Source organism: Mesorhizobium sp. AA22 (assembly GCF_001672375.2).
GTDB lineage: Bacteria > Pseudomonadota > Alphaproteobacteria > Rhizobiales > Rhizobiaceae > Mesorhizobium > Mesorhizobium wenxiniae.
In genome coordinates, this window is record NZ_CP048406.1 from 2,410,245 (window position 1) to 2,434,840 (window position 24,596).

The 24,596-nt window shown below is 61.0% G+C and carries 27 protein-coding genes and 2 tRNA genes; 6 read left to right on the top strand and 23 right to left on the bottom strand.

Features of this window, described 5'->3' with window-relative positions:
• Positions 1–354: 354 nt before the first annotated feature.
• From A9K68_RS11870 to A9K68_RS11925, 12 genes are all read right to left on the bottom strand, one after another.
• Positions 355–3,117, bottom strand: coding sequence for an ATP-binding protein (locus tag A9K68_RS11870; protein ID WP_141246616.1), 2,763 nt, complete (start codon positions 3,115–3,117; stop codon positions 355–357).
• A 395-nt stretch (positions 3,118–3,512) separates the two neighbouring features.
• Complete coding sequence (locus tag A9K68_RS11875; protein ID WP_065009236.1) at positions 3,513–4,703, bottom strand: integrase arm-type DNA-binding domain-containing protein; 1,191 nt, start codon at positions 4,701–4,703, stop codon at positions 3,513–3,515.
• A gap of 213 nt (positions 4,704–4,916) precedes the next feature.
• Positions 4,917–4,992, bottom strand: a tRNA-Phe gene (locus A9K68_RS11880).
• A gap of 213 nt (positions 4,993–5,205) precedes the next feature.
• Positions 5,206–5,403: a DNA gyrase inhibitor YacG gene (gene yacG, locus A9K68_RS11885; RefSeq protein ID WP_065009237.1), complete on the bottom strand. Its 198-nt coding sequence runs from the start codon at positions 5,401–5,403 to the stop codon at positions 5,206–5,208.
• A gap of 13 nt (positions 5,404–5,416) precedes the next feature.
• Entirely contained in the window at positions 5,417–6,043 is a 627-nt protein-coding gene (locus tag A9K68_RS11890) for a Maf-like protein (RefSeq protein ID WP_029348516.1), read from the bottom strand.
• 27 nt (positions 6,044–6,070) lie between these two features.
• Positions 6,071–6,289, bottom strand: a complete 219-nt coding sequence (gene infA, locus A9K68_RS11895) for a translation initiation factor IF-1 (RefSeq protein WP_006200926.1) — start codon at positions 6,287–6,289, stop codon at positions 6,071–6,073.
• Positions 6,290–6,376: 87 nt separating this feature from the next.
• Positions 6,377–6,787, bottom strand: a complete 411-nt coding sequence (locus A9K68_RS11900; protein ID WP_065009238.1) for a low molecular weight phosphatase family protein — start codon at positions 6,785–6,787, stop codon at positions 6,377–6,379.
• Positions 6,788–6,845: 58 nt separating this feature from the next.
• Positions 6,846–7,331 carry a UPF0262 family protein gene (locus tag A9K68_RS11905; protein WP_065009239.1) on the bottom strand — a complete coding sequence of 162 codons (486 nt, stop codon included), beginning with the start codon at positions 7,329–7,331 and terminating at the stop codon, positions 6,846–6,848.
• 6 nt (positions 7,332–7,337) lie between these two features.
• Entirely contained in the window at positions 7,338–8,630 is a 1,293-nt protein-coding gene (hisD, locus tag A9K68_RS11910) for a histidinol dehydrogenase (protein WP_065009240.1), read from the bottom strand.
• A gap of 9 nt (positions 8,631–8,639) precedes the next feature.
• Positions 8,640–9,071 carry a DUF2948 family protein gene (locus A9K68_RS11915; RefSeq protein WP_065009241.1) on the bottom strand — a complete coding sequence of 144 codons (432 nt, stop codon included), beginning with the start codon at positions 9,069–9,071 and terminating at the stop codon, positions 8,640–8,642.
• A 168-nt stretch (positions 9,072–9,239) separates the two neighbouring features.
• On the bottom strand, positions 9,240–10,532 hold the full coding sequence (murA, locus tag A9K68_RS11920) for a UDP-N-acetylglucosamine 1-carboxyvinyltransferase (RefSeq protein WP_065009242.1): 1,293 nt from the start codon (positions 10,530–10,532) through the stop codon (positions 9,240–9,242).
• 131 nt (positions 10,533–10,663) lie between these two features.
• A complete protein-coding gene (locus tag A9K68_RS11925) occupies positions 10,664–10,894 on the bottom strand; it encodes a hypothetical protein (protein WP_065009243.1) in 231 nt (76 codons plus the stop codon).
• Between the two features lie 149 nt (positions 10,895–11,043).
• Between A9K68_RS11925 and A9K68_RS11930 the strand changes: the two genes are divergently transcribed.
• Positions 11,044–11,118: transfer RNA gene (locus tag A9K68_RS11930), tRNA-Thr, on the top strand.
• A 637-nt stretch (positions 11,119–11,755) separates the two neighbouring features.
• On the top strand, positions 11,756–12,055 hold the full coding sequence (locus A9K68_RS11935; protein ID WP_065009244.1) for a DUF1236 domain-containing protein: 300 nt from the start codon (positions 11,756–11,758) through the stop codon (positions 12,053–12,055).
• Here the strand turns inward: A9K68_RS11935 and A9K68_RS11940 are convergent.
• Both A9K68_RS11940 and A9K68_RS11945 read right to left on the bottom strand, forming a co-directional pair.
• Complete coding sequence (locus A9K68_RS11940) at positions 12,046–12,927, bottom strand: transglutaminase family protein (RefSeq protein WP_065009245.1); 882 nt, start codon at positions 12,925–12,927, stop codon at positions 12,046–12,048. The two genes, A9K68_RS11935 and A9K68_RS11940, sit on opposite strands and share 10 nt — an antisense overlap.
• Positions 12,928–13,018: 91 nt before the next feature.
• On the bottom strand, positions 13,019–13,903 hold the full coding sequence (locus A9K68_RS11945) for a transglutaminase family protein (RefSeq protein WP_065009246.1): 885 nt from the start codon (positions 13,901–13,903) through the stop codon (positions 13,019–13,021).
• A 217-nt stretch (positions 13,904–14,120) separates the two neighbouring features.
• Here A9K68_RS11945 and A9K68_RS11950 point away from each other — a divergent pair, with 217 nt between their 5' ends.
• On the top strand, positions 14,121–14,321 hold the full coding sequence (locus A9K68_RS11950) for a hypothetical protein (protein ID WP_082982475.1): 201 nt from the start codon (positions 14,121–14,123) through the stop codon (positions 14,319–14,321).
• A 240-nt stretch (positions 14,322–14,561) separates the two neighbouring features.
• On the opposite strand, the gene A9K68_RS11955 is transcribed toward A9K68_RS11950, so the two are convergent.
• Complete coding sequence (locus A9K68_RS11955; RefSeq protein ID WP_029348486.1) at positions 14,562–14,762, bottom strand: CsbD family protein; 201 nt, start codon at positions 14,760–14,762, stop codon at positions 14,562–14,564.
• Between the two features lie 206 nt (positions 14,763–14,968).
• Complete coding sequence (locus A9K68_RS11960) at positions 14,969–15,232, bottom strand: hypothetical protein (RefSeq protein WP_065009248.1); 264 nt, start codon at positions 15,230–15,232, stop codon at positions 14,969–14,971.
• A 217-nt stretch (positions 15,233–15,449) separates the two neighbouring features.
• Between A9K68_RS11960 and A9K68_RS11965 the strand changes: the two genes are divergently transcribed.
• A complete protein-coding gene (locus tag A9K68_RS11965; protein WP_065009249.1) occupies positions 15,450–15,734 on the top strand; it encodes a DUF3606 domain-containing protein in 285 nt (94 codons plus the stop codon).
• A 37-nt stretch (positions 15,735–15,771) separates the two neighbouring features.
• On the opposite strand, the gene A9K68_RS11970 is transcribed toward A9K68_RS11965, so the two are convergent.
• From A9K68_RS11970 to A9K68_RS11985, 4 genes are all read right to left on the bottom strand, one after another.
• Positions 15,772–16,692: a YihY/virulence factor BrkB family protein gene (locus tag A9K68_RS11970; RefSeq protein ID WP_065009250.1), complete on the bottom strand. Its 921-nt coding sequence runs from the start codon at positions 16,690–16,692 to the stop codon at positions 15,772–15,774.
• Between the two features lie 297 nt (positions 16,693–16,989).
• On the bottom strand, positions 16,990–17,655 hold the full coding sequence (locus tag A9K68_RS11975; protein WP_163603014.1) for a hypothetical protein: 666 nt from the start codon (positions 17,653–17,655) through the stop codon (positions 16,990–16,992).
• Between the two features lie 319 nt (positions 17,656–17,974).
• Positions 17,975–18,556, bottom strand: a complete 582-nt coding sequence (locus A9K68_RS11980) for a DUF2314 domain-containing protein (protein ID WP_065009252.1) — start codon at positions 18,554–18,556, stop codon at positions 17,975–17,977.
• A 159-nt stretch (positions 18,557–18,715) separates the two neighbouring features.
• Positions 18,716–19,489 carry a glucose 1-dehydrogenase gene (locus tag A9K68_RS11985; RefSeq protein WP_065009253.1) on the bottom strand — a complete coding sequence of 258 codons (774 nt, stop codon included), beginning with the start codon at positions 19,487–19,489 and terminating at the stop codon, positions 18,716–18,718.
• A 203-nt stretch (positions 19,490–19,692) separates the two neighbouring features.
• Here A9K68_RS11985 and A9K68_RS11990 point away from each other — a divergent pair, with 203 nt between their 5' ends.
• Both A9K68_RS11990 and A9K68_RS11995 read left to right on the top strand, forming a co-directional pair.
• Complete coding sequence (locus tag A9K68_RS11990) at positions 19,693–21,027, top strand: NAD(P)H-dependent oxidoreductase (protein WP_065009254.1); 1,335 nt, start codon at positions 19,693–19,695, stop codon at positions 21,025–21,027.
• Positions 21,011–21,169, top strand: coding sequence for a hypothetical protein (locus A9K68_RS11995; RefSeq protein WP_246811351.1), 159 nt, complete (start codon positions 21,011–21,013; stop codon positions 21,167–21,169). Before A9K68_RS11990 ends, A9K68_RS11995 begins: the two co-directional genes overlap by 17 nt.
• A 91-nt stretch (positions 21,170–21,260) precedes the next feature.
• Here the strand turns inward: A9K68_RS11995 and proC are convergent, their stop codons facing one another.
• From proC to A9K68_RS12010, 3 genes are all read right to left on the bottom strand, one after another.
• On the bottom strand, positions 21,261–22,076 hold the full coding sequence (gene proC, locus A9K68_RS12000; protein ID WP_065009255.1) for a pyrroline-5-carboxylate reductase: 816 nt from the start codon (positions 22,074–22,076) through the stop codon (positions 21,261–21,263).
• A gap of 128 nt (positions 22,077–22,204) precedes the next feature.
• Positions 22,205–23,524, bottom strand: coding sequence for an O-antigen ligase (locus A9K68_RS12005; RefSeq protein ID WP_065009256.1), 1,320 nt, complete (start codon positions 23,522–23,524; stop codon positions 22,205–22,207).
• Complete coding sequence (locus tag A9K68_RS12010) at positions 23,493–24,491, bottom strand: glycosyltransferase (protein ID WP_065009257.1); 999 nt, start codon at positions 24,489–24,491, stop codon at positions 23,493–23,495. Before A9K68_RS12010 ends, A9K68_RS12005 begins: the two co-directional genes overlap by 32 nt.
• Positions 24,492–24,596 lie beyond the last annotated feature (105 nt).

Below are 24,596 nucleotides of genomic sequence, written 5' to 3' on the forward strand. Positions count from 1 at the left end.
AACACGGCGTCAATCTCTGGCGAAGCGGTGTGATCGGGGTAGCCATGGCAAGTTCCTCTCGTCGAAGGGAACTCCATGGTCGGATTGCGGTCTCTGCCCGCTCAAGGCCTATAAATACGCGTCATGTCAGGCGACCCTCCCGCGAAGCGGGTTCGTGCATGAGGCGCATTGCCGACGCGAGCGGGGCCTAAAGCGGACCCTTGCTGCACGTTTCCGGAATGCAGGGGGCTCACTACTCCGATCGAGTTGCCTTTATGGCGATCCCTTCAATTCGTCAGGTTCGCGACGCCGGATGGCGGGACGGGGAGCTAGGTAGGACAATCGGGTGCCAGCCCTCGGGTGCCGATGCATGGCTCACGTTAGGTTCTCCGATAGCAGCGGAGCTACACTGGCCGGGGGGTAGCCCGCCTGATCCTCCTGAAGGTCTGCGATCAGGTCGGCAAGCTTTGCGTGCCTCCCGGACTGAACCAAATCCTGGAAGTGGACCGAGAGCTTGCTGGACCGCTTGATCAGGACGCGATGCCGTCCGAGAAACGCGTAGGGCCTACCGGCGGGAGCCTCGAAATCCCTCAAATAGATCGCACCGGTCCAGCGCCCCCTGACCTCCGCAAGTACATTGCCGGGTTGGGAGGCGTCGACCCGCTCGAGCTGCACAAGCTGTATACATACATGACCAATCTGAGCGGCCGGGATGAACAATACCGTACCATCGGGATCCGCGTCGAAGAGCATAGATGCCGAGCGATCCGGCTCCATCACATAAATCGGCTCCTCTGTTCCCGAAAGGCTGGTCGAGAGTATGTCTCGCACGAACCCGACGCCAGCCTCGCCTTCGTTATCGTAGGAGATGAACCTCCCGTCAGGCAATTTGACGTGGACTCTTTCCTGCATGAAGAGCACCTTGCCCCTGAGCGAATCAAGACCGTCCGCCTGCGCATAGATCGGGTCACCGCCGGACAACGGATAAAGTTTGAATGGCGTGAGGTCGGGGAACCGTTTGGCGGCGACGGAGAGTTCATCGCCGGTGAACTGATCATAGACGTTCCCACCGTGCATTGCCGCTTGCTGGCGAAGCGCCGCAATGGTTGCTAGGTCCCTCCCATTTGTCGCGTCCAGAAACGCGCGATACCCATCGTGAACGAGACTCGTGACTTCTTCGGAGAATTCTTTGGACGATGCGTTCTCGATCAACTGGTGACGGTCGAGTGAATAGGCGATGCCATCGGGAGTGCCGCGATTGGCGAAGTAAGTGCCGACGCGATCCAGATCGAAGCAGATGTGACGGCCCCTTATCGGTGCTGCGAAGCCGCATATGGTCGATCGCGAATGCTGGATTCGTCCCAGGGCATTCATCATTGAGTTGGTGCGATCGCGCAGGAACGTCGGTTTGCCGATCTCCATTCGGTAAGCGAGAAGCAGCGACAGTTCGGTCTTGGCTAAAGCGCGGCGCCATCCGAAGAGCTGGATGCCGTGTTCTTTGAGCACGCTGTGTCGGCTACCCAGCAGGGCCTCATGAGGAACGTTCGGCACCCTCAGAGGTACGAATACTTCCTCATCGTCAATGCGCAAGGTAACGGGCACATCTGAGCAAAGGATCTGGGCGCGTGCGTTGGTAAAGGCATCATCGAGGATGATGTCGGGGCGGAGCTTGAGCCGTACGGTCGTTCCGCATGGGCAAGCAACGGGCCGGAAGACTGTGTAATCCTTCAGTTCACTGAGGGAGACGTCGAAAGCTATTCCAGTCGCCCCGGCCGCCCCCTCGGGGTCGCCGCGATAGGACTCGAAGGAGGCGGTCTCGACGCGAGCTGTTTCCGCGAGCGTGAAGACGGACCAGAAGCCAACTCCGAACCTAGCAATAGGCGCATAGTCGTTGCTGCTATAGCCGGGCTCGGCAGACCGGCTGTTTCCTACCGTGAGGAGGTTGTTGAGAACAACGCGCTCGCTCATGCCGCAGCCATTGTCCGCAACCACAATCTCGCGCTGCTTACGGTCGAAGGTACCAGTGACATGGGGCTGATAGGCGTCTGCCGCACTAGAATGGTGTCGCCGATATCGACAGGCCTCCACCGCGTTTTGCAGTAGCTCCCGGATCACCGGGCCGCTTTCCCTCCATACGGCGTTTGAAGCAATCAGTTCGATGACGTTGCGCTTGTTGAGCCTCACACCCAGCCGCTCGAAGCGCCCGCCCAGGAACGCAAGATTGCGGACGAAGGGCTCGGGGCGGATGCGAAGCCGCGGCGACCTCATTCGGCGGTCGAGATCACAATAACCGCGTATCCAGCCTTCCATCTGGTCCAAGGTCAGGTGAGCAAGCGCCAGAACCTCTTCCTCGTCGAATGTGCCCGAGACATTGATCCGCCCGTCGGCGTCGAGCGCCAGGCTGTCGCCGACGCAAATGTGCTTCATGTTTTCTAGGTAGGATTTTCGCGCCTCTGGACTTGGGTCGCCAGCGATAGCTGCGAGGACGCCATCGACAACGCGGGTGTCACTGAATTCCAGCGCGTCCGCCACGCAGATGATGATGGCGAGCTGGCGCACGTCGATGAGCCTCTCCTCGGCCGCGTATGCCTGAGGAATCTCAGCCTCGAGCTCGCCGATCGAAAGGTTATGGGCGCGCATGATCTTGTCGAGCGCATCGACCAGATTGACCGGCACGCGGAGGCTGCCGCTGTTCTCATAGACAAAAAGCCCACCGCGCTTGGAATGCTCGCGACGCAGATGCAACTGAAGCCGTAGGTCCGTTTCCCATCCGGAGCTTTGTGGAATACCAAGCTTTGCGAGAAGCCGGTCGGTCTCGCCCGGAAACACTGTCATTCCCAGATCGTGGGCATAGGCGGCAAGGATTATGAGGTAGATCTCGGCGGCACTGAATGACGCCGGCCATTTCCCATCCAGACATTCCGGGACAACCACCTGCTCGACCCGTCGCAGCACTCGAAAGCCATGGTGGGCATCGTGACGCGTATAGTAAGGAAAATGGTCCGCAGTGCTAGCAAGTATTGGGGCAACGGCCTCAAGAAAGCTGGTTGCTCGATCGGCATAGGTGGCATCGAGCTGGGCCAGGTTCTGAAAAAGGCGCGTCGAGTGCAATTCAGTTAATGGCTCGCGAATATCCAAGCTGCTCACTCCGGCGTGATCGATAGCTGCCCGTTTTCGAAGGTGAATCAAACGAGCCGATTGAAGACAAATACTTGGGATCTTGCCTGGCTGGAACAAATTTCATGTCCCAACGCCAGATCTCGTTGCGGAGACCACCGTGAGTGGAGCCAGCAACCAGCAGCCCCGCGCTCCTATGGCCGAGATCCGTAAGCAGCTTGCCAAAAAGGTCGCCGACTTTCGCCCACTTCCCGCCCATTTGATAGCTGGAACTTGAGGGGCTCGGCGAGTTCCAAGCCCGCTAAGCACGTCGGCTTTTGGGAAACCATGACAGTGCCCCAACGGCCGATATTAGGCGCAAACCCGACGTTCGCGATGCGTGCCGGACAGCTGGCTGCCCGCATACCTGATTGAGTTTACCCGCGCGTTCCGGCGTTCTCAATTTTTTCCAGATAGTCTGCCCACCACTGCATCATCTTGACGCGCTCTTCCCAGTGCTCCGCCCGGGCATAGGCGCGCCGAACGTCGTTATTTTCAATATGAGCCAGCTGTCGCTCTACGGCGTCTGGATGCCACTTGCCGCATTCGTTCAACAGAGTTGATGCCGTTGCTCGGAAGCCATGGGCCGTTGCTTCATTCTTGCTGTAACCCATGCGACGCAGGGCGGCGTTGAGTGTATTGTCGGAAATCGGACGGGAAGGCGATCGCACGCTTGGCAACAGCAGCGTCCCGGCGCCGGACGTTTTTTTAAGCTCGGCCAGGACATCCAAAGCCTGCGTTGAAAGAGGAACGCGGTGCGGTCGTCGCATTTTCATTCGCGCTCCCGGGATAGTCCATACCGAACTTTCGAAGTCGAACTCGCCCCATTCGGCAGCGCGAAGCTCACCGGGGCGGGGAAACAGCAGCGCCATCAACCTCAGAGCCGCTCGGGTTGCGGGCTGTCCGTCGAACGTCTCGATCGCACGCAGCAGGCCGCCCAATGCCTTCGGATCGGTAATGGCGGCACGCGGCGTGACCGTTGGCCTGATGAGCGCGCCCCTCAGCGCGGACGTTGGGTCAGTGTCGGCGCGTGCAGTGGCGATGGCGTATCGAAAGACGCTGCCAATGGTCGAGCGCAGCCGCCTGGCCGACTCGTATCGACCGCGCACCTCCACGCTACGAAGGGCAGCAAGGATAGTGGCCGCATCAATGTCCCGAACGCACTTGTGCCCACAGGTGGGATAGGCGAAGTCGAGTAGCCATTTGACCTTAGTGATAGTCCGGTCGGCGCGTCCCTCTTTCTTCAGCTTGTCCACATATTCCTCGGCGATTGATCGAAAGCTGTCCTTTGCCGAACCGACCTTTCGCAACTTGCGTTCCTGTGCGGGATCGATGCCAGTCAGGAGGAGACGTTTGGCGTCGTCGCGCGCCTTGCGTGCTTCGGCGAGCGAAATAAGGGGATAGCTGCCCAACGCCAGAAGCTTCTGCTTGCCGTCAAATCGATAGGCGAGGCGCCATAGGCGGGATCCGGTGGGCTTCACCCAGAGCTGGAGCCCACCACCGTCAGACAATTTCAGTAGCTTGGAAGCAGGACGGGCATTTCGGCATTTCACGTCGGAAAGGGCCATTTGTGGGACACCTCCCTTTGGCTGTTTCGATACCATCAGGATGTCCAGTACCAACGGAAATACCAGCCCTCAGCCCCGTTAGATCAAATACGCCGAACTCCCATGAAACGCGCTCAATCGCGCCATCCTCCCAAAAAGATGAACGATTTCAGTTGCTTGTGGAAACAGAAGCGTAGAAACTTCGGCGAAAGGGAGTGTCGGGAGAAGAGGGGATGGTGCCCAGAGGCGGATTCGAACCACCGACACGCGGATTTTCAGTCCGCTGCTCTACCAACTGAGCTATCTGGGCCTGTCCGGCACGCGGGCAGTTCTGCACGCCGGATTTCTCGAAAGCGCCGCAGGCGCTCCTTGAAAGCGCGTGGGTTATAGCACGGGAATCCGCCCTGTCTAGCGCTCAAGCGTTGATTTCAAGCGGGAAACGAGCAGTTGCCCGATAGGCGGATTCATGGGACGCGGTCGAGGCCCGCAGGCTGCTCTGAACAGCCTCATTTGGCAGGGTCCCTCATTTGGCAGGGTCGTCGTCCGGTTCGTCCTCGTCGTCGCGGGCCGGAATGACGTAGGCGCCCTTGAGCCAGCGGTTGAGGTCGATCTCTTTGCAGCGCACCGAGCAGAACGGGTAGGTCTCACGCGCCGACGGCTTCCCGCATTCGGGGCAGGGCCGCTTGGGACGCAGCGGCGTGACCTTGTCGTCCGAGCTCATGACCGCCCCGAACTCATGGCCGAGCTGACTGCCATTTGGCATGCACCTTGAAACCCTCGCCGGTCAGCAGCGCCACCGTCTCATAGAGCGGCAGGCCGACGACGTTGGTGTAGGAGCCGACAAGCTTGACCACGAAAGCGCCGGCCAGCCCCTGGACGGCATAGCCGCCGGCCTTGCCGCGCCATTCTCCCGAGGCGACATAGGCGTCGATCTCGGCGCGCGGCAGCCGCTTGAAACGCACCCTGGTCTCGACCAGCCGCTGGCGCAGCTTGCCGCCCGGCGTGATCAGGCAGATGCCGGAATAGACCCGGTGCGAACGGCCGGACAGCAGGCCGAGGCAATTGGCGACGTCGTCGAACGTTTCGGCCTTGGGCAGGATGCGCCGGCCTACTGCGACCACTGTGTCGGCGGCCAGCACGAAGCTGGGCACATAGTCCTCTTCCGCCTGCAGTGAGGCCAGTGCCTTCTCGGCCTTTTCCTTCGACAGGCGCTTGGCCAGCGAACGCGGATGCTCGGCGCGCAGCGGCGTCTCGTCGACACCGGCCGGCAGCACGCGGTCCGGCTCAATGCCGGCCTGCTGCAAGAGTTCGATCCGGCGCGGCGAACCCGAGGCAAGCACGAGCTTCTGCAAAATGCTCATCGCAATCCCGGCCGAACTCTGACGATTTTACTTGAAACGGTAGGTGATGCGGCCCTTGGTCAGGTCGTAGGGTGTCATCTCGACCAGGACCTTGTCGCCGGTGAGCACGCGGATGCGGTTCTTGCGCATGCGGCCGGCCGTGTGGGCGATGATTTCGTGTTCGTTTTCGAGCTTCACCCTGAACATCGCGTTGGGCAACAATTCCGTGACGACACCCGGAAACTCGAGGACTTCTTCCTTCGGCATTCGATACCTTTGCTTGGATGGGATTCCCAGCGCCCCGGCCGGAATTTGCGCGGAACCTATATGATAATCGTGCGCTTGTGAACACGCTTAATCAGCGCCGTTTTTTGCTTCCGGCTCTAGGAAACGGTGGCCGATTCGCGCCCTTAGCCGTTCGCGCACCTCGCGATAGGCGGCCATGATCTGCTCACGCGTGCCGCTGACGCCAGTCGGGTCCGTCATCGGCCAATATTCGACATCGACGGCAAGCGAGCGGGTAAGCTCGAGCGCGGTGTGATGCGCTTCCGGCGACAGTGTGACGATCAGATCGAAATAATCGTCCTCGAGATCGTCCAGTGTCCTCGGGTGCCGCTCACCCAGCGAAAGCCCGTCCTCGGCCAGCACGGCGTCGACGAACGGGTCGCGTTCGCCGCCGCGCACCCCGGCCGACGCCACGAAGGTGGTGGCCGGAAGCACCTGGCGCGCCAGCAGTTCGGCCATCGGCGAGCGCACCGCGTTCATGCCGCAGACAAACAGGATCGAGCGGGGCAGGATCGAGCGGGGCAGAGGGGCTGGCAGTTCAGCCTCGCCAGTGCAGCACGCAGACCAGCGTGAACAGCCGGCGCGCCGTGTCGAAATCGATTTCGATCTTGCCGGCCAGCCGGTCCATCAAGGTCTGTGAGCCCTCATTGTGCAGCCCGCGCCGGCCCATGTCGATCGCCTCGATCTGGCTGGGGGTCGAGGTGCGGATGGCGTCGTAATAGCTTTCGCAGATCATGTAATAGTCCTTGACGATGCGCCTGAGCGGCGTCAGCGACAGGATGTGGGTGACCACGGCAGCGCCGTCCTCGCGCGTCACTGCGAAGATCAGGCGGGATTCCGCCAGCGACAGTTTTAGCCGATAAGGCCCGGCGCCGTCGTCATTGACCGGCTGGAAGCTGTTTTCCTCGATCAGGTCGAAGATCGCCACCGCCCGCTCATGCTCGACATCGGGCGTCGAACGGCCGATCGATTCATCGAGTTCGACATCGATCAGCTTGGCATAGGTTCGATCGTAGTCCGACATGTCAGTCTACATGTTCAGCCGGATGGCGACGGAGCGTCCATGCGCGTCGAGGCCTTCCGCCTTGGCCAGCGCGATGGCCGCCGGCGCCAGCGCCCGCAACTGCTCCGGCCCGAGCTTCAGGATCGAGGTGCGCTTGATGAAATCGAGCACCGAAAGACCGGACGAGAAGCGCGCCGAGCGCGCCGTCGGCAGTACGTGGTTGGAGCCGCCGACATAGTCGCCGATGGCTTCCGGCGTGTGACGGCCGAGAAAGACGGCACCGGCATTGCGCATCCGCGCCAGGAAGGCTTCCGGCTCGTCGATGGCAAGCTCGACATGTTCGGCCGCGATGCGGTCGACCAGCGGCAGTGCTGCCTCGATTTGGGGAACAAGGATGACGGCACCGAAGTCGCGCCAGCTCGCCGCCGCCGTCTCCCCGCGCGGCAGGCTCTGCAACTGGCGTTCGACCGCCTCTCCGACCGCGGCGCCGAAGACGGGATCGTCGGTGATCAGGATCGACTGCGCCGACACGTCATGCTCGGCCTGGGCAAGCAGGTCGGCGGCGATCCAGTCCGGATCGTTGCTGCCGTCTGCCACGACAAGCACTTCCGAAGGCCCGGCGATCATGTCGATGCCGACCGTGCCGAACACCTGGCGCTTGGCCGCGGCGACATAGGCATTGCCGGGGCCGACGATCTTGGCGACCGGCTTTATCGTCTCGGTGCCATAGGCCAGCGCCGCGATCGCCTGCGCGCCGCCGACGCGGTAGATTTCGGATATGCCGGTCAGGTCCGCCGCCACCAGCACCAGCGGATTGATGATGCCGTAGGGCGCCGGCACCGCCATGACGATACGCTCGACGCCGGCGACCTTGGCCGGCACGGCGCTCATCAGCACCGAACTTGGATAGCTCGCCGTGCCGCCCGGCACATAGAGCCCGACCGCCTCGATCGCCGTCCAGTGCGAGCCGAGCTCGACGCCGGCAGCGTCTGTGTAGCGGTCGTCCTTCGGCCGCTGCCGCTCGTGATGGGAACGGATCCGGTCACGGGCGAATTTAAGCGCCTCGATCGTCTGCGGGTCGGCCGCATCATAGGCCTTGGCGATGTCGTCTTGCGACACGGCCATGCCGAGGCCTTTCAGATCGGCCTGTTCGAATTTCTGCGTATACTCGATGAGCGCCGCGTCGCCCTCGGCGCGCACCCGCGCGATGATCGCGCGCACCACGGCGTCGACGTCCGCCGAGACCTCCCGCTTGGTCAAAAGGAACGCGGCAAAACGCTGCTCGAAATCGGCATCGGACAGACGAAGGGTGATGGCCATCTTGTGTACTCAGGCTCTGTGGAAGGGGCGCGACGTCGCTTCCCAGGCGCCGCCGATGTCAGCGAGCCGCGCCTCGATGCACTCGACATCGAGCATGATCGCGCCGCCGCCTGAAAAGATCAGCTCGACAATGCCGGCCGGCTTGTCGAGGGCGACGAAGCTGATCGCCAGCAGCGACAGCACCTCGTCCGGCTTGTCGCGGGCAATGCCGCTGGTTTTGGCGCCCAGCACACGGTCGAAATGCAGCACGCTTTGCCGCCGCTCATTGTGCTGGCGGAACAGGCCCGTTTTCGCCTCCCAGACGAAGCGGTTCATCGTCATCACGAAGCGCTTGGCCGCCGGCATGTATTCGAGGTCGCCGACCTTCAGCACGGCGTCCTGGACATGGGCCGAAACGATGCTCAGATCCTGATCGTCGAGCGCGACAAGCTTGAGAGCCATGCGGATTTCACACCTGAAGGTTGGTTTCAGCCCTCTGTTAGAGCATGAACCCAAAAAGTGGAAACCGGTTTTTGGAAAACGTCGTGCTCCAGACAGGAATCCAGCCGGTTTTGGCGATCCGTGCAACCGCGCCAAGATCAAATACTGAAGCCCTGGAATCCCGATTGCCTAAGCCGAAATCCGCTCGATCACCGCGCCGCAGCCGGACAGCTTTTCTTCCAGCCGCTCGAAGCCGCGGTCGAGATGGTAGACCCGATTGACCGTGGTCTCGCCTTCGGCCGCCAGGCCGGCGATGACCAGCGACACTGAAGCGCGAAGATCGGTCGCCATGACCGGCGCGCCCTTCAGCTTCGAAACGCCGTCGACGATCGCCGTCTGGCCGGACAGTGTTATGTGGGCGCCGAGCCGGGCAAGCTCCTGCACGTGCATGAAGCGGTTTTCGAAGATCGTCTCAGTGATGCGCGACTTGCCCTTGGCCATCGTCATCAGGCCCATGAACTGCGCCTGCAGGTCGGTCGGGAACGCCGGGAAGGGCGCTGTCGTCACGTCGACCGGCGCAATGCCGGCGCCGTTGCGCCTGACGCGGATGCCGGAATTGGTCTGCGTGATCTCGGCGCCGGTCTGGGAAATCACGTCGAGCGCGGTCTGCAACAGGTCAGCCCGCGCGCCTTCGAGCATGACGTCGCCGCCGGTCATGGCGACGGCCATCGCATAGGTGCCGGTCTCGATGCGGTCGGGTATCACCCGGACGCGCGCGCCCGACAGCGCTTCGACGCCGTCGATGGTGATGGTCTCGGTGCCGGCGCCATAAATCTTGGCGCCCATGGCGTTGAGGCATTCGGCGAGGTTGACGATCTCGGGCTCGCGGGCGGCGTTTTCGAGCACCGTCTCGCCATTGGCCAGCGACGCCGCCATGACAAGCACATGGGTGGCGCCGACCGACACTTTCGGGAAGACGTAGCGGTTGCCGACAAGACGGCCGTTCCTGGTCTTGGCGATGACATAACCGGTATCGACGTCGATATCGGCGCCGAGCACCTGAAGGCCTTCCAGGAAAAGATCCACCGGGCGCGTGCCGATGGCGCAGCCGCCAGGCAGCGAAACCTTGGCCTCGCCCATGCGGGCAAGCAGCGGGCCGATCACCCAGAAGGAGGCGCGCATCTTCGACACCAGCTCGTAAGGTGCGGTGGTGTCGACGATGTTGCGGGCAGAGAGATTGATGGTGCGCGAATAGCCCTCCTGCTGTTTTTCGCGGCGGCCATTGACCGAATAGTCGACGCCATGATTGCCGAGGATGCGGATAAGCTGCTCGACATCGGCCAGATGCGGCACGTTTTCCAGGGTCAGCGTGTCGTCGGTCAAAAGCGAGGCGATCATCAGCGGCAGCGCAGCGTTCTTCGCGCCCGAGATCGGGATGCTTCCGGCAAGCTTGTTGCCGCCGACAATTCTGATGCGATCCATGGAAGAGCGTCCCCTCGGCCGAAAGGCCGGTTTTCAATCGGTTGAGTCTGTTGTGGCCGGTCTAGACCATTGGCCGGCTTGGTTCAAGAAACAGGATTCCCGCCACCCTGGACCCGGCCTGTTGATATAGGTCAATCCGTTTGCGTTTTCCTTAAGGTGCCGAGCCCTTCCGGCCGCTGGTCCGCCTCGCCGGTGCGCCGCTTGTCGGGGTCGCCGGTGCGCCGCGAGCGCGACTGCGCCTTGCGCTTCTGCAGATTGGCGCGCAGTTGCTCGGCGAGCCGGCTCTTGCGGTCGGCCTTTTTCGGTTGGCTGTCCTTTTTCGACGGACCGCCCTTGTCAGGTGGGATTGTCTTGTCGTTCATGGTTCCATGCCGGCGAGCCTGTTATGAAGGGATACCCAACATTGTGGCGCTGCCATGTCCGGAAAAGCCGTCGGAGCGGGCTTTCACAGATGGCTTGCGCTTGGCCTTGCGCTTGCCGGTTCGATATGGCAGAAGCCCCGCCATCAGCGGCTGCGGTAGCTCAGTGGTAGAGCACTCCCTTGGTAAGGGAGAGGTCGAGAGTTCAATCCTCTCTCGCAGCACCAGTTTATCCCGAAGATTTTCAATAGTGCGCTTCGCCTGGGCACTTTCGATTTACGAGTCGGGAGCAATCAGCCTTCCGAAACGAGGACATGCGCGTAGCGAGCTACTGACTTTTCGTCCTTCCACCGGCCGGTGCCGGCGAGCCCGCGCAATGCCAGCGTACCGACGCATTCACGTCGCCCAGCTGTGGCAAGGAAGCTCACGAGATGCGTTCAGATCTTGCGAACCTCGCCGCAAACTTGTCGAGCGCAAGCTGATACTGGGGTCAATCCTAAGCGGGATCCTGCTATAATCCCGTATGGCCGCTCGCATAGTGGTTATCCTGGCGCTGCTTGCCGCCTTCGCCTACGGATTCGCAAAACTCGTGGAACGTGATGGCGACGCTGGCGACAAGCCCTCTCCGTGTGAAAAATGGCCACATCCTGATTGTCCAGTCCCAAACGCGCCTCCTCCGGAAGAACCTAAGCCCTGAGCGGGAGCGCGTTCGCGGGCGGCCGCGAACGTCAGCGTTGATATGCCGTGGCAGCGGGGTTCGCCCCTACAAAATGGAACAAGAATTGCGCCGCATCGTTCAGATAAGTATGCAACCCGTCGCGGCAGCAATCAAGCACCGCAGCTGAAGGTTGCTTGGAGGCTATTATGGGTAAGCAACTTACATCGGCTGCGGCAGGCATCCTTCTGTTCGTTGGCGTCAGCGCCGCCGCCGCTCAGGACGTCATTATTCAACCCGAGCAGGACACTGTGATCCGCGAATACGTGAAAAAGAAACCAGTGGCATCACTCAGCCTTCCCGGCGTGGAGCTCAACATCGGCACACCTCTGCCCGAAACAGTCGAGCTGTATGAGGTGCCGGACGTTCAGTACCGCTACGTAGTCGTCGATGGCCGAACCGTCCTGGTCGATCCAGGTACCCGCAAGATTGTGAAGGTCTACGACTGACTTGACCCGTCACGCTGAAGCCCGTCATGCCGAAAGGTGCGGCGGGCTGACGCCTTCTCAGGCTCGGCGGGGATTTCTTCTGTTATCACTTCGAAGCGGGTGAGCCGGGAAAGACCGAAGCTCGTTGAGATAGCGACGTCATTGGCATCGCATCCCGTCGCCATCAGGATCCTGCCTATGCGAGGCTGGTTGTGCCGTGCATCGAAGGTGAACCAATGGCCGCTGAGATAGGCTTGGAACCATGCGTTGAAATCCATGGGGTACGGCATCGGCGGTATGCCGATGTCGCCGAGATAGCCGGTGCAGTATCGCGCCGGAATGTTCATGCAACGGCACAGCGTGATTGCCAGATGCGCAAAATCGCGACACACGCCGGCCCGGTCGGTTAGCGCGCCATAGGCGGTCCGCAGCGTGTCCGCAGCCTGGTAGTTGAAGGTGATGTGTTCGTGAACGAAATCGCAGATCGCCTGGACGCGCGCCCACCCGGGTGCGGTATTGCCAAAATTGGTCCAAGCGAAGTCGCCAAGCCGATCGGTATCGCAGTAGCGGCTGCCGAGAAGAAACCTGAGCACGTTGTCGGGCAGCTCTTTGATATCGTGCTGGACGGCGCCCGCGGCCACAATTTCTGGCTTGCCGGTGTCATGAATTTCGAAGTTCGTTGATATCGTCGTAAGCCCCGCGGGCACCTCTATTCTCGTGCATAAATTGCCGAAAACGTCGATATAGCCGCGGGCGTCGACCGGGCGATCGAAGCCGATGATCTGTTCCGTCAAAAGATCGACGCGACGTGAAGGATGGATATCAAGGACGAGCAGCATCGGTGTCGGCTGCGGACATTCGTAGGCGAGGTTGAAACCTGCGCGGATACGCATCGAAGCTCCAATGCGTTGATTAAAGCAAACTCCGGATTGCCGCGAACAGTTCCGAACACATTTAGAGGATGCTAATTTTTATTGATGCTGGTTATTTGATGCCAGCTTCCTTCACCACCTTGACCTCCACTGTCATGCCGAGAAAGTTCGACGCGCTGCCGCAGTAGCTTCCGGAAAGAGGGATGGCTTGCCCAGGATGCCTGGCCACAGCCACCCTGATAAGGTCCCGGTTGCCGACAATGCCATTGGTGGGGTCGAACTCGACCCAACCCGCGCCAGGCAGATAGACCTGGCACCAGGCATGCGTCGAACCGCCGCCGAGGACAGAAGCGCTGTCGCGGTTCGGCACATAGACATAACCAGTCACAAAACGGGCAGCAAAACCGAGCGAACGAACCGCTTCCATCATGAACAGCGCAAAGTCTCGGCATGTGCCTCGACGCAGGTGCAAGGTCATGAGCGGCGGTTGCGTCCCTGATTCAGTTCGACGGGAATACACAAAGCTCTCGTGGATGGCGTAGCAAAGTGTCATCAGCAATTTGCCCGTCTCGGTGTGGCCTCTGGCGCTCACGAACTGTCGTGCCCATTTGCCGATCTCGTCGCCGTCATCGAGATGATGGCGCTCGATGGTTTGGGTGAGGTCGGTTGCCTCGTCGGGATCATAGGAAAATGGATAGCTGAGTGCTGCTTCATCGATACGGAAATCAGGCGCATGCTGCGGCGTGTGATCGAGCCGAATGTCTGTCACGAAACGCAGTTCGTCGCCGGAACCCTGGAAGTCGATTACCGCAACGCAGTTTCCAAAAACGTCATGGATCCAGCCAACCTCTTTCGGCTCGGGGTCCACCAACAGGGCATGATCCAGAAGTCGCTGATCGAAACTATCGCGCGGCCTGAACATGAGCCGATGCTCGCCAAACATCACCGGTTGCGTGTAGCGATAGACGGTCGTGTGCTTGACTGAAAAGATCGGCATTGGCTTGCGTCGACCACCTGCGATATCAGCGCAATCATATATCTTTTTCGATGTGCAGCGGACAAAATGGAGTCTTTCGCCTCGACGCGCCGTATCAGGCGATCGTCCACCGCAGGCCTTTTGCAATCTCCAATTGGTAGACTCCCTCAACGCCCCGTAAGTTAATCTTTGCGCCAGGAGGGGCCAAGGCGATGAACGTCGCAAACGGGAGGAAGCGATGAACGAAGACTACGGTCCGGCCATAGACCACGACCAGCCTTACGAAATAGCTGCTTTCGCTAAAAAGCATGGCCTTACGATAAGGGCTGCCGAACTGATCCTTTTCGCCTATAGCCCGTCCCGAGCGGCATGCGACACTGCCGCAACGGCTTTCCTCACGGCCGTCGCCGCACAGGCCAAGAGGCAATCGGCGCGCTAGCTCTCGTTCCGAAGATCCTGGAGCGACCGCTGGCGCAGAGCAACCCGCCACCGTCGCATTTAGCCGCCGCTCATTTCGGAGCGGCGGCTTAGAGCATTTGCAGCCAAGTGGAATCAATGGCGTCGCAGAGATGCGGCTAAGCAAATAGGTAGAGCGAAATGCCCAGTCCAATTCGAACCCAACCCGCTCTAGGACTGTCGAAGCTGCGCCGATCGACGGTGCAGCCTCGATGCTGGACGCTCAGGTGAGATTTCTGGACCAGTCGTCTATCTGGCGCTCCGCCTCTTCCTTGGCGATTCCATACCGCTCCTGAATGCGTCCTGCGAGTTGGTCACGATTGCCCTCGATACGATCAAGGTCATCGTCGGTAAGGTCACCCCATTGCTCCTTGGCCTGGCCTTTGAACTGCATCCATTTTCCCTTGATTTGATCCCAGTTCATGAATTCCTCCTTTGTTGTCTAGAGGAAATGCAACTGGACACCACATGTTCCCAAACAGCGGATCGTCCGTGACGATTATTGCCGATGACGATTATCCTTGGCGACGCAGCAAAAAGCCGCCGGCCGGAGCCCGTGGCGCGAATTGGAGCAGGATAAGAACGATCCGCGTCTTGAAATTACACTCGACGGAAAGTCCCTCAGCCGGATCAGCTGGCGCGCGCCAAGGCAATCGATATGACGTTGTCTGCATCCGCCCCCGGTAGATCGAACAGCATCGGAAGTTGGCGGGTCATGGCCATTTCAACGATCAACTCTTCGATGGAAGCTGTCGGCAGATCGGTCTCGACACTATTCGAGATCATCGAGGCAAGCTTGTGGACCGGCACTGGTGCCGACTTCGCATGGTCGTCGAGCAACCTGCTGATTTCGATTACAACGTCTGCGTCAATGCTCTTTGGCAATTCGCGCATGGCTTTTCCTCCCTGCCAATATCATGCGCGTGCCAGAGGGCTGAGTCTCGAAAAATCTGCATATGGCTTTAAAGCGCGCCGGTCGGGTTGCTCTGGCCGGGCGTTCGGGCCTGCGGGAAAAAGCGAAGCGCGCTGGTGTCGCATGCCGCAACGAATTCGCCGGTTTTGCGTTGGCCAATCATACATTGTGCGCAAACGTGACCAAAGGAGAGTAAGCATGACAGCCGACGCGGCGAAGCTCTATCCCCGCCACCGGGATCGGATCTCCGGCAGCGAGGATTATGTAGTAAGGTATTTTGCCCGGCAAAACGGCATCACCCCAGCGCAAGTCCATCAGTTGATCAAGAGATATGGAAGCAACCGCGCCAAGCTGGTGGCTGCGGCGAAGGAACTTCGCACGTCGCTTCGGCCGGACGTCCCCAAGACCATGCTCGCCTCGGGCCGCCGCGCCGGACGTCTCGGCGCCGGTGTTGATGCCAGAAATGGCTTAAAACCGTGGTAAGGAGACTGCCGAAAACAATCCCGCCGAGGACTCGTTTTCAGACTTTTCGATCCTGGCCGGCGTCGCCGGCATCTGTTCGCGATTTACTTGCTTCAATGGTCGCCTCCAGATCGGATCGGCTGCCGTATCGAACCGAGTAGGCTCGTGTAAATTCGGCGCCCAACAGAAAGATCTCGGACGAGTAAAAGACCCACAGCAGCACGACGAGCAGCGCACCGGCTGCCCCGTATGACGATGCGACGGCGCTGGTTCCGATATACCAGCCGATCAGCGATTTGCCGATCGTGAAGAGGAACGCCGTTACTATGGCGCCGACGCCAACGTCGCGCCATTGCAGCGCGCGGTCGGGCAGGACCTTGTAGATTGCCGCGAACAAGAGCGCGATCAGGGCAAACGAGACGATCTCGTTGATTGCGCTCAGGATAATGGTGCCAAAGGGCAGATATGCGTTGATGATATCTCCAAGCGCCGAAATTGCAGCGCTTACGACCAGGGCCACCAGCAGCAGAAACCCAAGCGCCGCGACGAGACCGAGGCTGGCAGCGCGTGCCCGCACGAGCCGTGAAATCGACGTGCCAGCCGGTTTGACTTTCCAGATCTCGTTCAGGGCAACCTGCATTTCGCCGAATACGCCGGATGCGGTAACCAACAGCGTGACGAGCCCCAAAATGCTGGCAAGAGTTCCCGCCTCTTTGTGTGACGCGTTCTCGATTGTCGCTTGCAGAAGCTCGGCGCTCTGCGGACCCATCAGCCCCGACAACTGGGCCGAAAGCGCCAGTTGTGCCGCATCGTTTCCGAAGGCCATGCCAGCGATGGCGACAACGATGAGGAGGATCGGAGCAAGCGAGGTCGTGGCATAAAACGCCATCGCTGCCCCGTGGCTGAGGGCATTGTCATTGATGAAGCCGAGGATGCTCTCCTTAAGAAGTGTCCAGCCGTCTTTCGCCAAATTCCACATGTTTTGCCTCACCTGCTTCCCAAGCAAATAGAGGCAACACGGCGGCGGACCAGAGTGTGGCAGGTCGCAACCTGCGAGATCAGCCGAAGCCACCCTCCGCTTCGTCATCCCAGGGCGGAGCAAGGAGCGAAGCGACGCGGCGCAGACCCTGGGATGACGAAGGCGCGGGGGCTTACGGCTAATCGCAGACGATGGAGATTGTGCAGCTGGAGGCCGGCCGACAGCGACCGTCCACAGTCGCTTTCAGGCTCAGTCGCTTCAGGCTCAGTCTAAGAACCAATCCTCTGTGCAGAGGAACTAGGTGACGGATCTTGGGTTGTTTGGCGTGATCTGTCCCGAGGCCCTCTTTGTGAGACCATCCTGCGTCGGGAAGGCCGAGAACGCCGCGATGGCTAGGAAGATCGGAATCCCCAATTCGAGGATTTCCTCGAACACTGTGGTGGTATCGATCCGGGTGAGGTGGATGCCGACAAATGTGAGATTTGATGGCGCCCCGTCGATGACCTTGGAAAGGACGGCGCAGCGACAGGCTGCGGCAATGGCCACGGCAGTCGCCTCGCCGTGGCGAAGCCCGTGCACAAAGCTACGGAAGCCGTTCTTCAGGAGCAGATAGAAGGCAATGCCGAGGGCAATAACGACCGTCGCGCCGATTAGCTTTTCCAACAGCGGAACGTCAGGCGAGATATAGAGGGTGGTCTTGGTGATGTTGTGGGTGGTGAAATGCGCATGGAAGTCCAGCTCGCGCAGGCACATCGCGATCAGGATGGCGACGAGATACCACCGCTTGAGCAGGTCCCGATAGGACATTTCCCGGACAAGCGTTGCCACGACGATCAGGTAGCCTGCGGCCGAGAAGACTTCAATTGGACCGCCTTCGCTGAGGTAAAACTTCCGTATGTCTTCGGGAAAGAAAGCGAGCGGCAGGGCGATGAGAAAGACGAGCACCAGCAGGGCAAGGCCCATTTGGTTGAAATAGTGGCCTTTGCCGTAACCGGTCTTTCTTTCGCTCCACGCCATATCTGTCTCGCCCATCTGTCTTGTGCCGACTCTCTATTGATCGTGATTTCACTCAATTTGAAAGATTGCGCCATTGTCAAGTTGCCCTTCCGTAATGCCCGGCCGCTTCCCGGCGCTCTGACGGCATGATCGCGTAAGCGTGACGAGGCTATCCGGCCTAGTGGGGTGTTGACTGTCTTGTCCAGAAACGGATCTTCGGGCGGCTTGGCGTATCGAAGATGAATGCAGTCAGAATGCTCGACGAGGCGAGTAAGCATGCGTCGAGTCAGGACGGCAGTGGCTCATAAACTGAAACGCCGACGTATCGATCGTATGAGCCACGATCTTTCTCAGGAAGCTTGTCTCGGGCTACGCGCAATGTGAATCCCCCATGCAAGTGCCCCTCGTCAAGAATCATCCAATCGAAAATATCGTTGCCTTCAAATGCAAGTCGCTGGCCGACCTGATGCCATTTCTGAAGCTCGGGTGGCAGCTCGAAAAACGCACCCGAAAATAGCCGCTCCTCAGCATGATAATGCACGGCGGTAAGCCAGAGAAAAAGAAAGCTGTCCTCCCCAAGACGTTCGGACTCGTCGGGATCGCAAAACCGAAGCTTCGCAGAACACAGGGCGTCTGCATTCCTCTCTATATGTTCGATAAACAACGGCACAGTCGCAAGCGCTCGGTCGTAAGCAGCTAGGGTGGCGGCGTCTGTTTTCGAGACAGCCACGAAGAGGGGCTCATCCCGCAGTTCGTCGAATTTACCGTTCGATTGAGATTTTTCGCTCGATTGAGGTTTCGGTGATGGAAGCCAGTTACGGCCGAGCCGTTCCAGCAGTTGGTGCCAGCGCTTCAAGATCTCAGCCATCTGCCTTCGTGTGCTTCATCAATCTCCTAGCCCGGGTGTGAACCAGTAGCAAAGCCCTTAATTGCTCTTCCCACATCTGCGTTTGCTGCTCATCAGAAAGCGACGGATTGGAAGCCCTAACACTCGCGAGGCGGTGTCGCAGCGCCAGTCAAAGAGGGTTCACGCCACCGACCAGCCGCCATCCACCAGTATATTCGCGCCGGTGATCATCGACGCTGCCGGCGAGGCGAGGAACACCACGGTTCCCGCGACATCGATCGGGTCGCCGATGCGGCCGAGCGGGATGTGCCCGAGCACATGGGCATGAAAGTCCGGATCGGCGAGCGAGGGCCGTGTTCCGTCGGTCCAGATGAAGGTCGGCGCGACGCTGTTGACGGTGATCTTGTGCTGCGCCCATTCGGCCGCGAGGCAACGGGTGAGGTGGTTTATCGCCGCCTTGGACATGCAATAGATCGCTTCGCCCTTCAGCGTCACCGTGCCGGCTTGCGAGCTGATGTTGATGATGCGCCCGGATTTTGCCGCGATCATCAGCCGTCCGACCGCCTGGGTGGTGAAGAAGGTCCCCTTGAGGTTGACGTTCACGGTGAGGTCAAAATCCGCTTCGGTCACGTTCTCCGCGAGGTTTTCCGGCCCAAGCCCGACATTGTTGACCAGCACGTCGATGCGACCGAAGGCAGCGTGGGCGTCGGCGACAGCTTTTCGCACCGTCGTCAGATCGGTGAGGTCCATCTGTACCGCCAGCGCGCGCCGGCCGATGCGCTCGATCTCGGCAGTGATATCCGCGCCGTCGGCACCGCTGCGCACGCCAACGATCATGTCGGCGCCCGAGCCGGCGCAGGCGAGCGCGCAAGCGCGCCCGATGCCGCGCGACGCGCCGGTGACCAGCACCACCTTGTCAGCCAGATCGAATTTCGGCGTAAACTCGTTTGTCACCTCAACCTCCCCTGAAAATCCCGTCGGCACGCGCCGCCCCGACAGGACGGTCTCTTCATCGCTAGACACTGTCTGGGCGGAAGATTATCCGCTCGCCGTGCGAAAGCCAGCCACAAGAAATTGCCGACGGCGGCCGGTTTCGTTGGCAAAAGGTTACCATTCCCTGCTATTCCCCGTTCAAATCAAAAGCAGTGGACTTGCGCATGACCAATGTCGCCCTGACCGGGCTTGCCAGCGATCTCGCCAAGCGCGCCGCGGAAGGCCGTCCGGTGCGCATCGGCGTCATCGGCTCCGGCGAGATGGGCACCGACCTGGTGACGCAAGGCATGCTGATGCCGGGCATTTCGGTGTGCGCCGTCTCGACGCGCCGCCCCCACACGGCGCGTGATGCCGTCCGCATCGCCTATGGCGACGAGGCGATGGCACGGGAGGCCGATACGCCGTCGAAGGTCAGCGAGGCGATCGAGAGCGGAAAAATAGCCATCACCTCGAACGAGATGCTGGTCACCAATCCGCTCATTGACGTCGTTATCGACGCCACCGGCAAGCCCGGCGTCGCCGCCGATTTCGACCTGATGGCGATGGAGCACGGCAAACATCTGGTGATGATGAATGTCGAAGCCGACGTCACCATCGGCTGCTATCTGAAGCAGCAGGCCGACCGGCTCGGCGTCGTCTATTCGGTCGGCGCCGGCGACGAGCCGTCGAGCTGCATGGAGCTGATCGAGTTCGCCTCCGCGCTCGGCTACACCATCGTCTCGGCCGGCAAGGGCAAGAACAACCCGCTCAACCATGACGCCGTGCCCGACGACTATCGCGCGGAAGCGTTGCGCCGCAACATGAACCCGCGGATGCTGGTCGAGTTCGTCGACGGCTCGAAAACCATGGTCGAGATGTGCGCCATCGCCAACGCCACCGGGCTGGTGCCCGACATTGCCGGCATGCACGGCCCCAAGGCCAATCGCGATGAATTGGCCAAGGTACTCATCCCGCGCGCCGATGGCGGCATCCTGTCGCGGAAGGGCGTCGTCGACTACACCATCGGCAAGGGCGTGGCGCCCGGCGTCTTCGTCATCGTCGAGGCGACGCATCCGCGCATCATCGAGCGCATGGACGACCTGCATATCGGCCACGGCCCCTATTACAGCTTCTTCCGGCCGTATCATCTGACCTCGCTGGAAGTGCCGTTGACCGCCGCGCGCATCGCGCTCTATGGCAAGCCGGACATGGTGCCGCTGCCGAGGCCCGTCGCCGAGGTCTGCGCCGTGGCCAAGCGCGATCTCGCCGCCGGCGAGGTTTTCGATGCGATCGGCGAGACCTGCTACCGCTCCTGGACCATGACTGTCGAAGAGGCTCGCGCCAACCGCGCCGTGCCAGTCGGCCTGCTCGAAAGCGGCAAGGTGCTGAGACCGGTCAGGAAGGGCGAGCTGCTCACATCAGACAATGCGGCACCCGACCCGACGACCCGGCTTTTCGCCTTGCGCCGGCTGCAGGACGAGACGCTGTACGGAGATTTGGGAAGTGATCGAGGTGCCTGAATCCGAATTGAAGCGGGAAAGTGGACACATTCCTCTGGCCGAACGACTCGCAGCCATTGCCCACGATCTCATAGCCGGAGAGGGCAACGGCGGCCGGCCTGTGAACAAGGATGATATCGACGAGTTGTGGGGACATCCCTGATTTAGCCGACTCTCTGCGTCGTCGCGGTTCTGACCGAGCGACCATGGAACGACTTTTCGCATACCGATCTCGCGTAATCCGCAGTTCGCCATTACTTCCCCAACTCGATCGACCGCAGCCGCGCTGCTTCCACCGCTTCGGTGAGCAGATGGATCAGCCTGTCCCCGCCCATCAGCACGGCAAGTGCGGCGGCCGTGGTTCCGTTGGGGCTGGTCACCTGCTGACGCAGCACGCCCGGCGGCTCGCCGCTTTCGGCGGCGAGCGAGGCGGCGCCATAGACCGTCTGCATGGCGAGCAGCCTGGCGGTCTTTGTTGGCAGGCCAGCCTTCTCGGCAGCCACAGTCAGCGCTTCGATGAAATGGAAGATATAGGCGGGGCCAGACCCTGACACCGCCGTCACCGCGTCCATCAGGCCTTCGTCGTCGATCTCAGTCACTTCGCCGCTCGCCGAAAGCAGATCGGCAACGAAACGCTTAGTGTCGTTGGAAACCAGTCGGTTGGAAAACACCACCATCATGCCCTTGCCGATCGCCGCCGGGGTGTTGGGCATGCAGCGCACGATCGGCGCGCGATTGCCCAAAATGGCCTCGAACGTGGCGAGCGGCGTTCCGGCGGCGATGCTGACGAAGGTTGTGCGGCCATCATTGAAGCGCTTGTACGCGGCGGTCACGTCGCGGATCACTTGCGGCTTCACCGCAATGACCACGAGGGCCGGCACTGCGTCCGCCGGAATACCGCCGGCCTCCGCGGCAGCACTGCAGCCGAGCGCTTCGGCACGCTTGCGCAGATCGGCATTCGGCTCGACCACGAAGACCGCCGCCGGGGGGAGCTTGCCCGATTTCAGCCAGCCCGAGAGCATGGCGTAACCCATATTGCCGCAACCGGCGAGAACAAGCCTGATCGTCATAGGAAACCTCCGCTAGAGCATCGGACGCAAAGTGGGTACCGGTTTTCGGAAAATCCGATGCTCAAACAAAAAGATGGCTTCCCATAGACGTTCGTGGCGGGGCGGGGAAGCCCTGTTGGGACGGAGGATCAGCACGGACCACGAACCGCCATCGGCCGCAGCGACACCTGCCTGAGGCCGAACATGCCGAACACGAAGAACAGCCAGACCGGGTCGGCGCGATGGAAGAAGAAGCTTTCGAGGAAGGCGTTCAGCGCGGCGAACAGCACCACCATCATGAAGAAGTCGCCGAGATAGATGTTTTCCTTGCGCAAGGGGATGCGCAAGTAATCGCGCAGCGGCGCGATCAGGAATGTGTAGACTGCCACGCAGAGCGCCGGGATGCCCATCAGCACGGCGATGTCGAGATAGCCGTTATGGCCGTGCACGATGGTTCTGATGTCCCAGGCCCGGTCGAAGGGCTGGTCCTGGTTTAAGAGCAGCGGCGTGCCCCAGAAGCTCTCGAAGCCGTAGCCGGTCCACGGCCGCTTCGCCAGCATCTCGCCGGCGAACTCCCACAGCGTCGTGCGTCCGGTGTAGGTCAGGTCGGGGAAATAGAGTGCCGCCAGATGCTTCACCGGCGGCAGGAAGACGATGCCCAGCGTGCCGATCGCTGCGGCGATGATGGCCAGCGCGAACAGGATCGGCGTCCCGAGCCGCATGCCGATGAGGCTCGGCAGCACGACGATCAGGATCGAAAACGGCACCAATCCGGCCGTCGTCTTGGAACCGGTGTGCAGCATGAAGATCATCGCCGCGCAAAAGATTGACGCGCCCCAGAGCCGCTGTCCGCGCCGGTAGAGGTACAGCCCGGCGAAGCTGAAGCAGGCCATGACAGGACCGGCGATGTTCTTGTGGGTGAACACGCCGCGCCACAGGCCGGCATGTTCCGGCTCGAGAGAATCGGTGGTGTGCAGCGCCTCGTGCGGAAAGACGATGAGCCCGATATAGGACAGGCCGATGACGACGACGATGGTGAAGATGATGACTTTCGAGAAAGCCTCGGCGTCGCGCGGAAGCGCCAGGATTGTCGCCATCGTCAAGATGCCGATCAGCGTGAAGGAAGCGGCGCGCATGGCCGACGGCGGGTCGGTTGCCATCACCACCGACAGCACGAAGAAGCCCAGCATCAGCAGCCAGGACGGGCTGAGCAGCGAGCGCACAACGCGCGGATCGGCGAAAGCCAGCAGCGAGAAGATCGAGATCGCGCCGAGCGAGCCGAAGCCGAGCTGGTTGACGATGTCGCCGCCGTCGCCGGTCATTTCGGCGCCGGCCGGCTGGAAGGGACGGAACGACACCAGGATGACGGTGAACAGCAGCGCCGCGATCGCGGTCGCGACGCCGTCGCGTGTGAACGCCGCGCTGAGCGGCGCGCGTTCAGTTCTTCTCAGGCTGCCGGTATTGCTCATTGGCGTATCCGAATTCGGCAAGCAGGCGGCCGACAGCGACATGGATGGGGTATAAGGCCGTCGCCAATGACCCGGTCCGCGCCAGCCTGGCCGCGCCGCGAAATGGCGAGGCGGCAAGCAGTGCCAGGCTCTTCAAGAAAACCTTGGTGCCGGCGAACGGCGCGCCGGCCCGTTTCTTCTTCTCGACCAATGTTGAGATGACGCCGTTGCGAAGGCTGCGGGCGCGGATCCAGTCAGCTTCGACGCGTCGGGCCGGGACGCTTTCCCGCACTTGCGCCTCCGCGCACCAGCCAAGCACAAAGCCTCTCTGTGCGGCGCGGCTCAGAAAATCGGAATCGCCGCCGCCCATGAAGTTGAATTTCAGGTCAAGAAAGGGCGGCCCCATGGCGGTGAGCACGTTGCGCCCAACCAGCAGATTGCCGGAGGAATACAGCGCGGGCACACGCCCGGTCTCCCGGTAGGGTGGCGCAAAGACCGGATGCTCGGCCCATCTGGCATGGGCCGCGTCGGCAAACACAGGCCTTTGCGGGCCGCCGACGATGTCGGCACCGAGCGTCTCGGCCGCCTTGCACATGCGCTCGAGCCATTGCGGATCGGCGATCTCGTCATCGTCGATGACCAGCAGGTGCCTGAAATTTGGAAAGTGCAGGATCGCCGTCTGCCAACCGGCATTGTAGGCGCTGCAATTGCCGCGCTCATGCGCAATTATCACCATGCCTGATATCTCGCCGCGTTCGAACAGCGGCAGCGCCGCCTTGGCGCCGGCGCGCGCCTCGGCTTCGTTCTCCATCACGACGATTGCGAAGCGTCTGCCGGTTTCCTGGGCCTTGAGCGATGCCAGCGTCGCCAGCAGCTGCTCGGGCCGTTTGAAGGTCGGCAGCGTGACGACGACCTCGACGGCCGCCGCGACAAGTCCCGGCGACCGCCCCGCGGTCGATACTGAACCGTCCGATGGCAAAGGGATCATCCGTGTCCAGCCCGGGATGGTGAATTTGGCTCTCGATAGCATCGCGACGATAACGTTTCGTTAATCACCTTTCGCGGACAAGCCCGCAAATCCGCAACGCCGGGC

Coding starts and splice junctions, on each gene's coding strand:
- A9K68_RS11875 (WP_065009236.1), bottom strand. CDS start 4,703: ATGGCCCTTTCCGACGTGAAATGCCGAAATGCCCGTCCTGCTTCCAAG.
- yacG (WP_065009237.1), bottom strand. CDS start 5,403: ATGAGCTCGGACGACAAGGTCACGCCGCTGCGTCCCAAGCGGCCCTGC.
- A9K68_RS11890 (WP_029348516.1), bottom strand. CDS start 6,043: ATGAGCATTTTGCAGAAGCTCGTGCTTGCCTCGGGTTCGCCGCGCCGG.
- infA (WP_006200926.1), bottom strand. CDS start 6,289: ATGCCGAAGGAAGAAGTCCTCGAGTTTCCGGGTGTCGTCACGGAATTG.
- A9K68_RS11900 (WP_065009238.1), bottom strand. CDS start 6,787: ATGAACGCGGTGCGCTCGCCGATGGCCGAACTGCTGGCGCGCCAGGTG.
- A9K68_RS11905 (WP_065009239.1), bottom strand. CDS start 7,331: ATGTCGGACTACGATCGAACCTATGCCAAGCTGATCGATGTCGAACTC.
- hisD (WP_065009240.1), bottom strand. CDS start 8,630: ATGGCCATCACCCTTCGTCTGTCCGATGCCGATTTCGAGCAGCGTTTT.
- A9K68_RS11915 (WP_065009241.1), bottom strand. CDS start 9,071: ATGGCTCTCAAGCTTGTCGCGCTCGACGATCAGGATCTGAGCATCGTT.
- murA (WP_065009242.1), bottom strand. CDS start 10,532: ATGGATCGCATCAGAATTGTCGGCGGCAACAAGCTTGCCGGAAGCATC.
- A9K68_RS11925 (WP_065009243.1), bottom strand. CDS start 10,894: ATGAACGACAAGACAATCCCACCTGACAAGGGCGGTCCGTCGAAAAAG.
- A9K68_RS11935 (WP_065009244.1), top strand. CDS start 11,756: ATGGGTAAGCAACTTACATCGGCTGCGGCAGGCATCCTTCTGTTCGTT.
- A9K68_RS11940 (WP_065009245.1), bottom strand. CDS start 12,927: ATGCGTATCCGCGCAGGTTTCAACCTCGCCTACGAATGTCCGCAGCCG.
- A9K68_RS11945 (WP_065009246.1), bottom strand. CDS start 13,903: ATGCCGATCTTTTCAGTCAAGCACACGACCGTCTATCGCTACACGCAA.
- A9K68_RS11950 (WP_082982475.1), top strand. CDS start 14,121: ATGAACGAAGACTACGGTCCGGCCATAGACCACGACCAGCCTTACGAA.
- A9K68_RS11955 (WP_029348486.1), bottom strand. CDS start 14,762: ATGAACTGGGATCAAATCAAGGGAAAATGGATGCAGTTCAAAGGCCAG.
- A9K68_RS11960 (WP_065009248.1), bottom strand. CDS start 15,232: ATGCGCGAATTGCCAAAGAGCATTGACGCAGACGTTGTAATCGAAATC.
- A9K68_RS11965 (WP_065009249.1), top strand. CDS start 15,450: ATGACAGCCGACGCGGCGAAGCTCTATCCCCGCCACCGGGATCGGATC.
- A9K68_RS11970 (WP_065009250.1), bottom strand. CDS start 16,692: ATGTGGAATTTGGCGAAAGACGGCTGGACACTTCTTAAGGAGAGCATC.
- A9K68_RS11975 (WP_163603014.1), bottom strand. CDS start 17,655: ATGGGCCTTGCCCTGCTGGTGCTCGTCTTTCTCATCGCCCTGCCGCTC.
- A9K68_RS11980 (WP_065009252.1), bottom strand. CDS start 18,556: ATGGCTGAGATCTTGAAGCGCTGGCACCAACTGCTGGAACGGCTCGGC.
- A9K68_RS11990 (WP_065009254.1), top strand. CDS start 19,693: ATGACCAATGTCGCCCTGACCGGGCTTGCCAGCGATCTCGCCAAGCGC.
- proC (WP_065009255.1), bottom strand. CDS start 22,076: ATGACGATCAGGCTTGTTCTCGCCGGTTGCGGCAATATGGGTTACGCC.
- A9K68_RS12005 (WP_065009256.1), bottom strand. CDS start 23,524: ATGAGCAATACCGGCAGCCTGAGAAGAACTGAACGCGCGCCGCTCAGC.
- A9K68_RS12010 (WP_065009257.1), bottom strand. CDS start 24,491: ATGATCCCTTTGCCATCGGACGGTTCAGTATCGACCGCGGGGCGGTCG.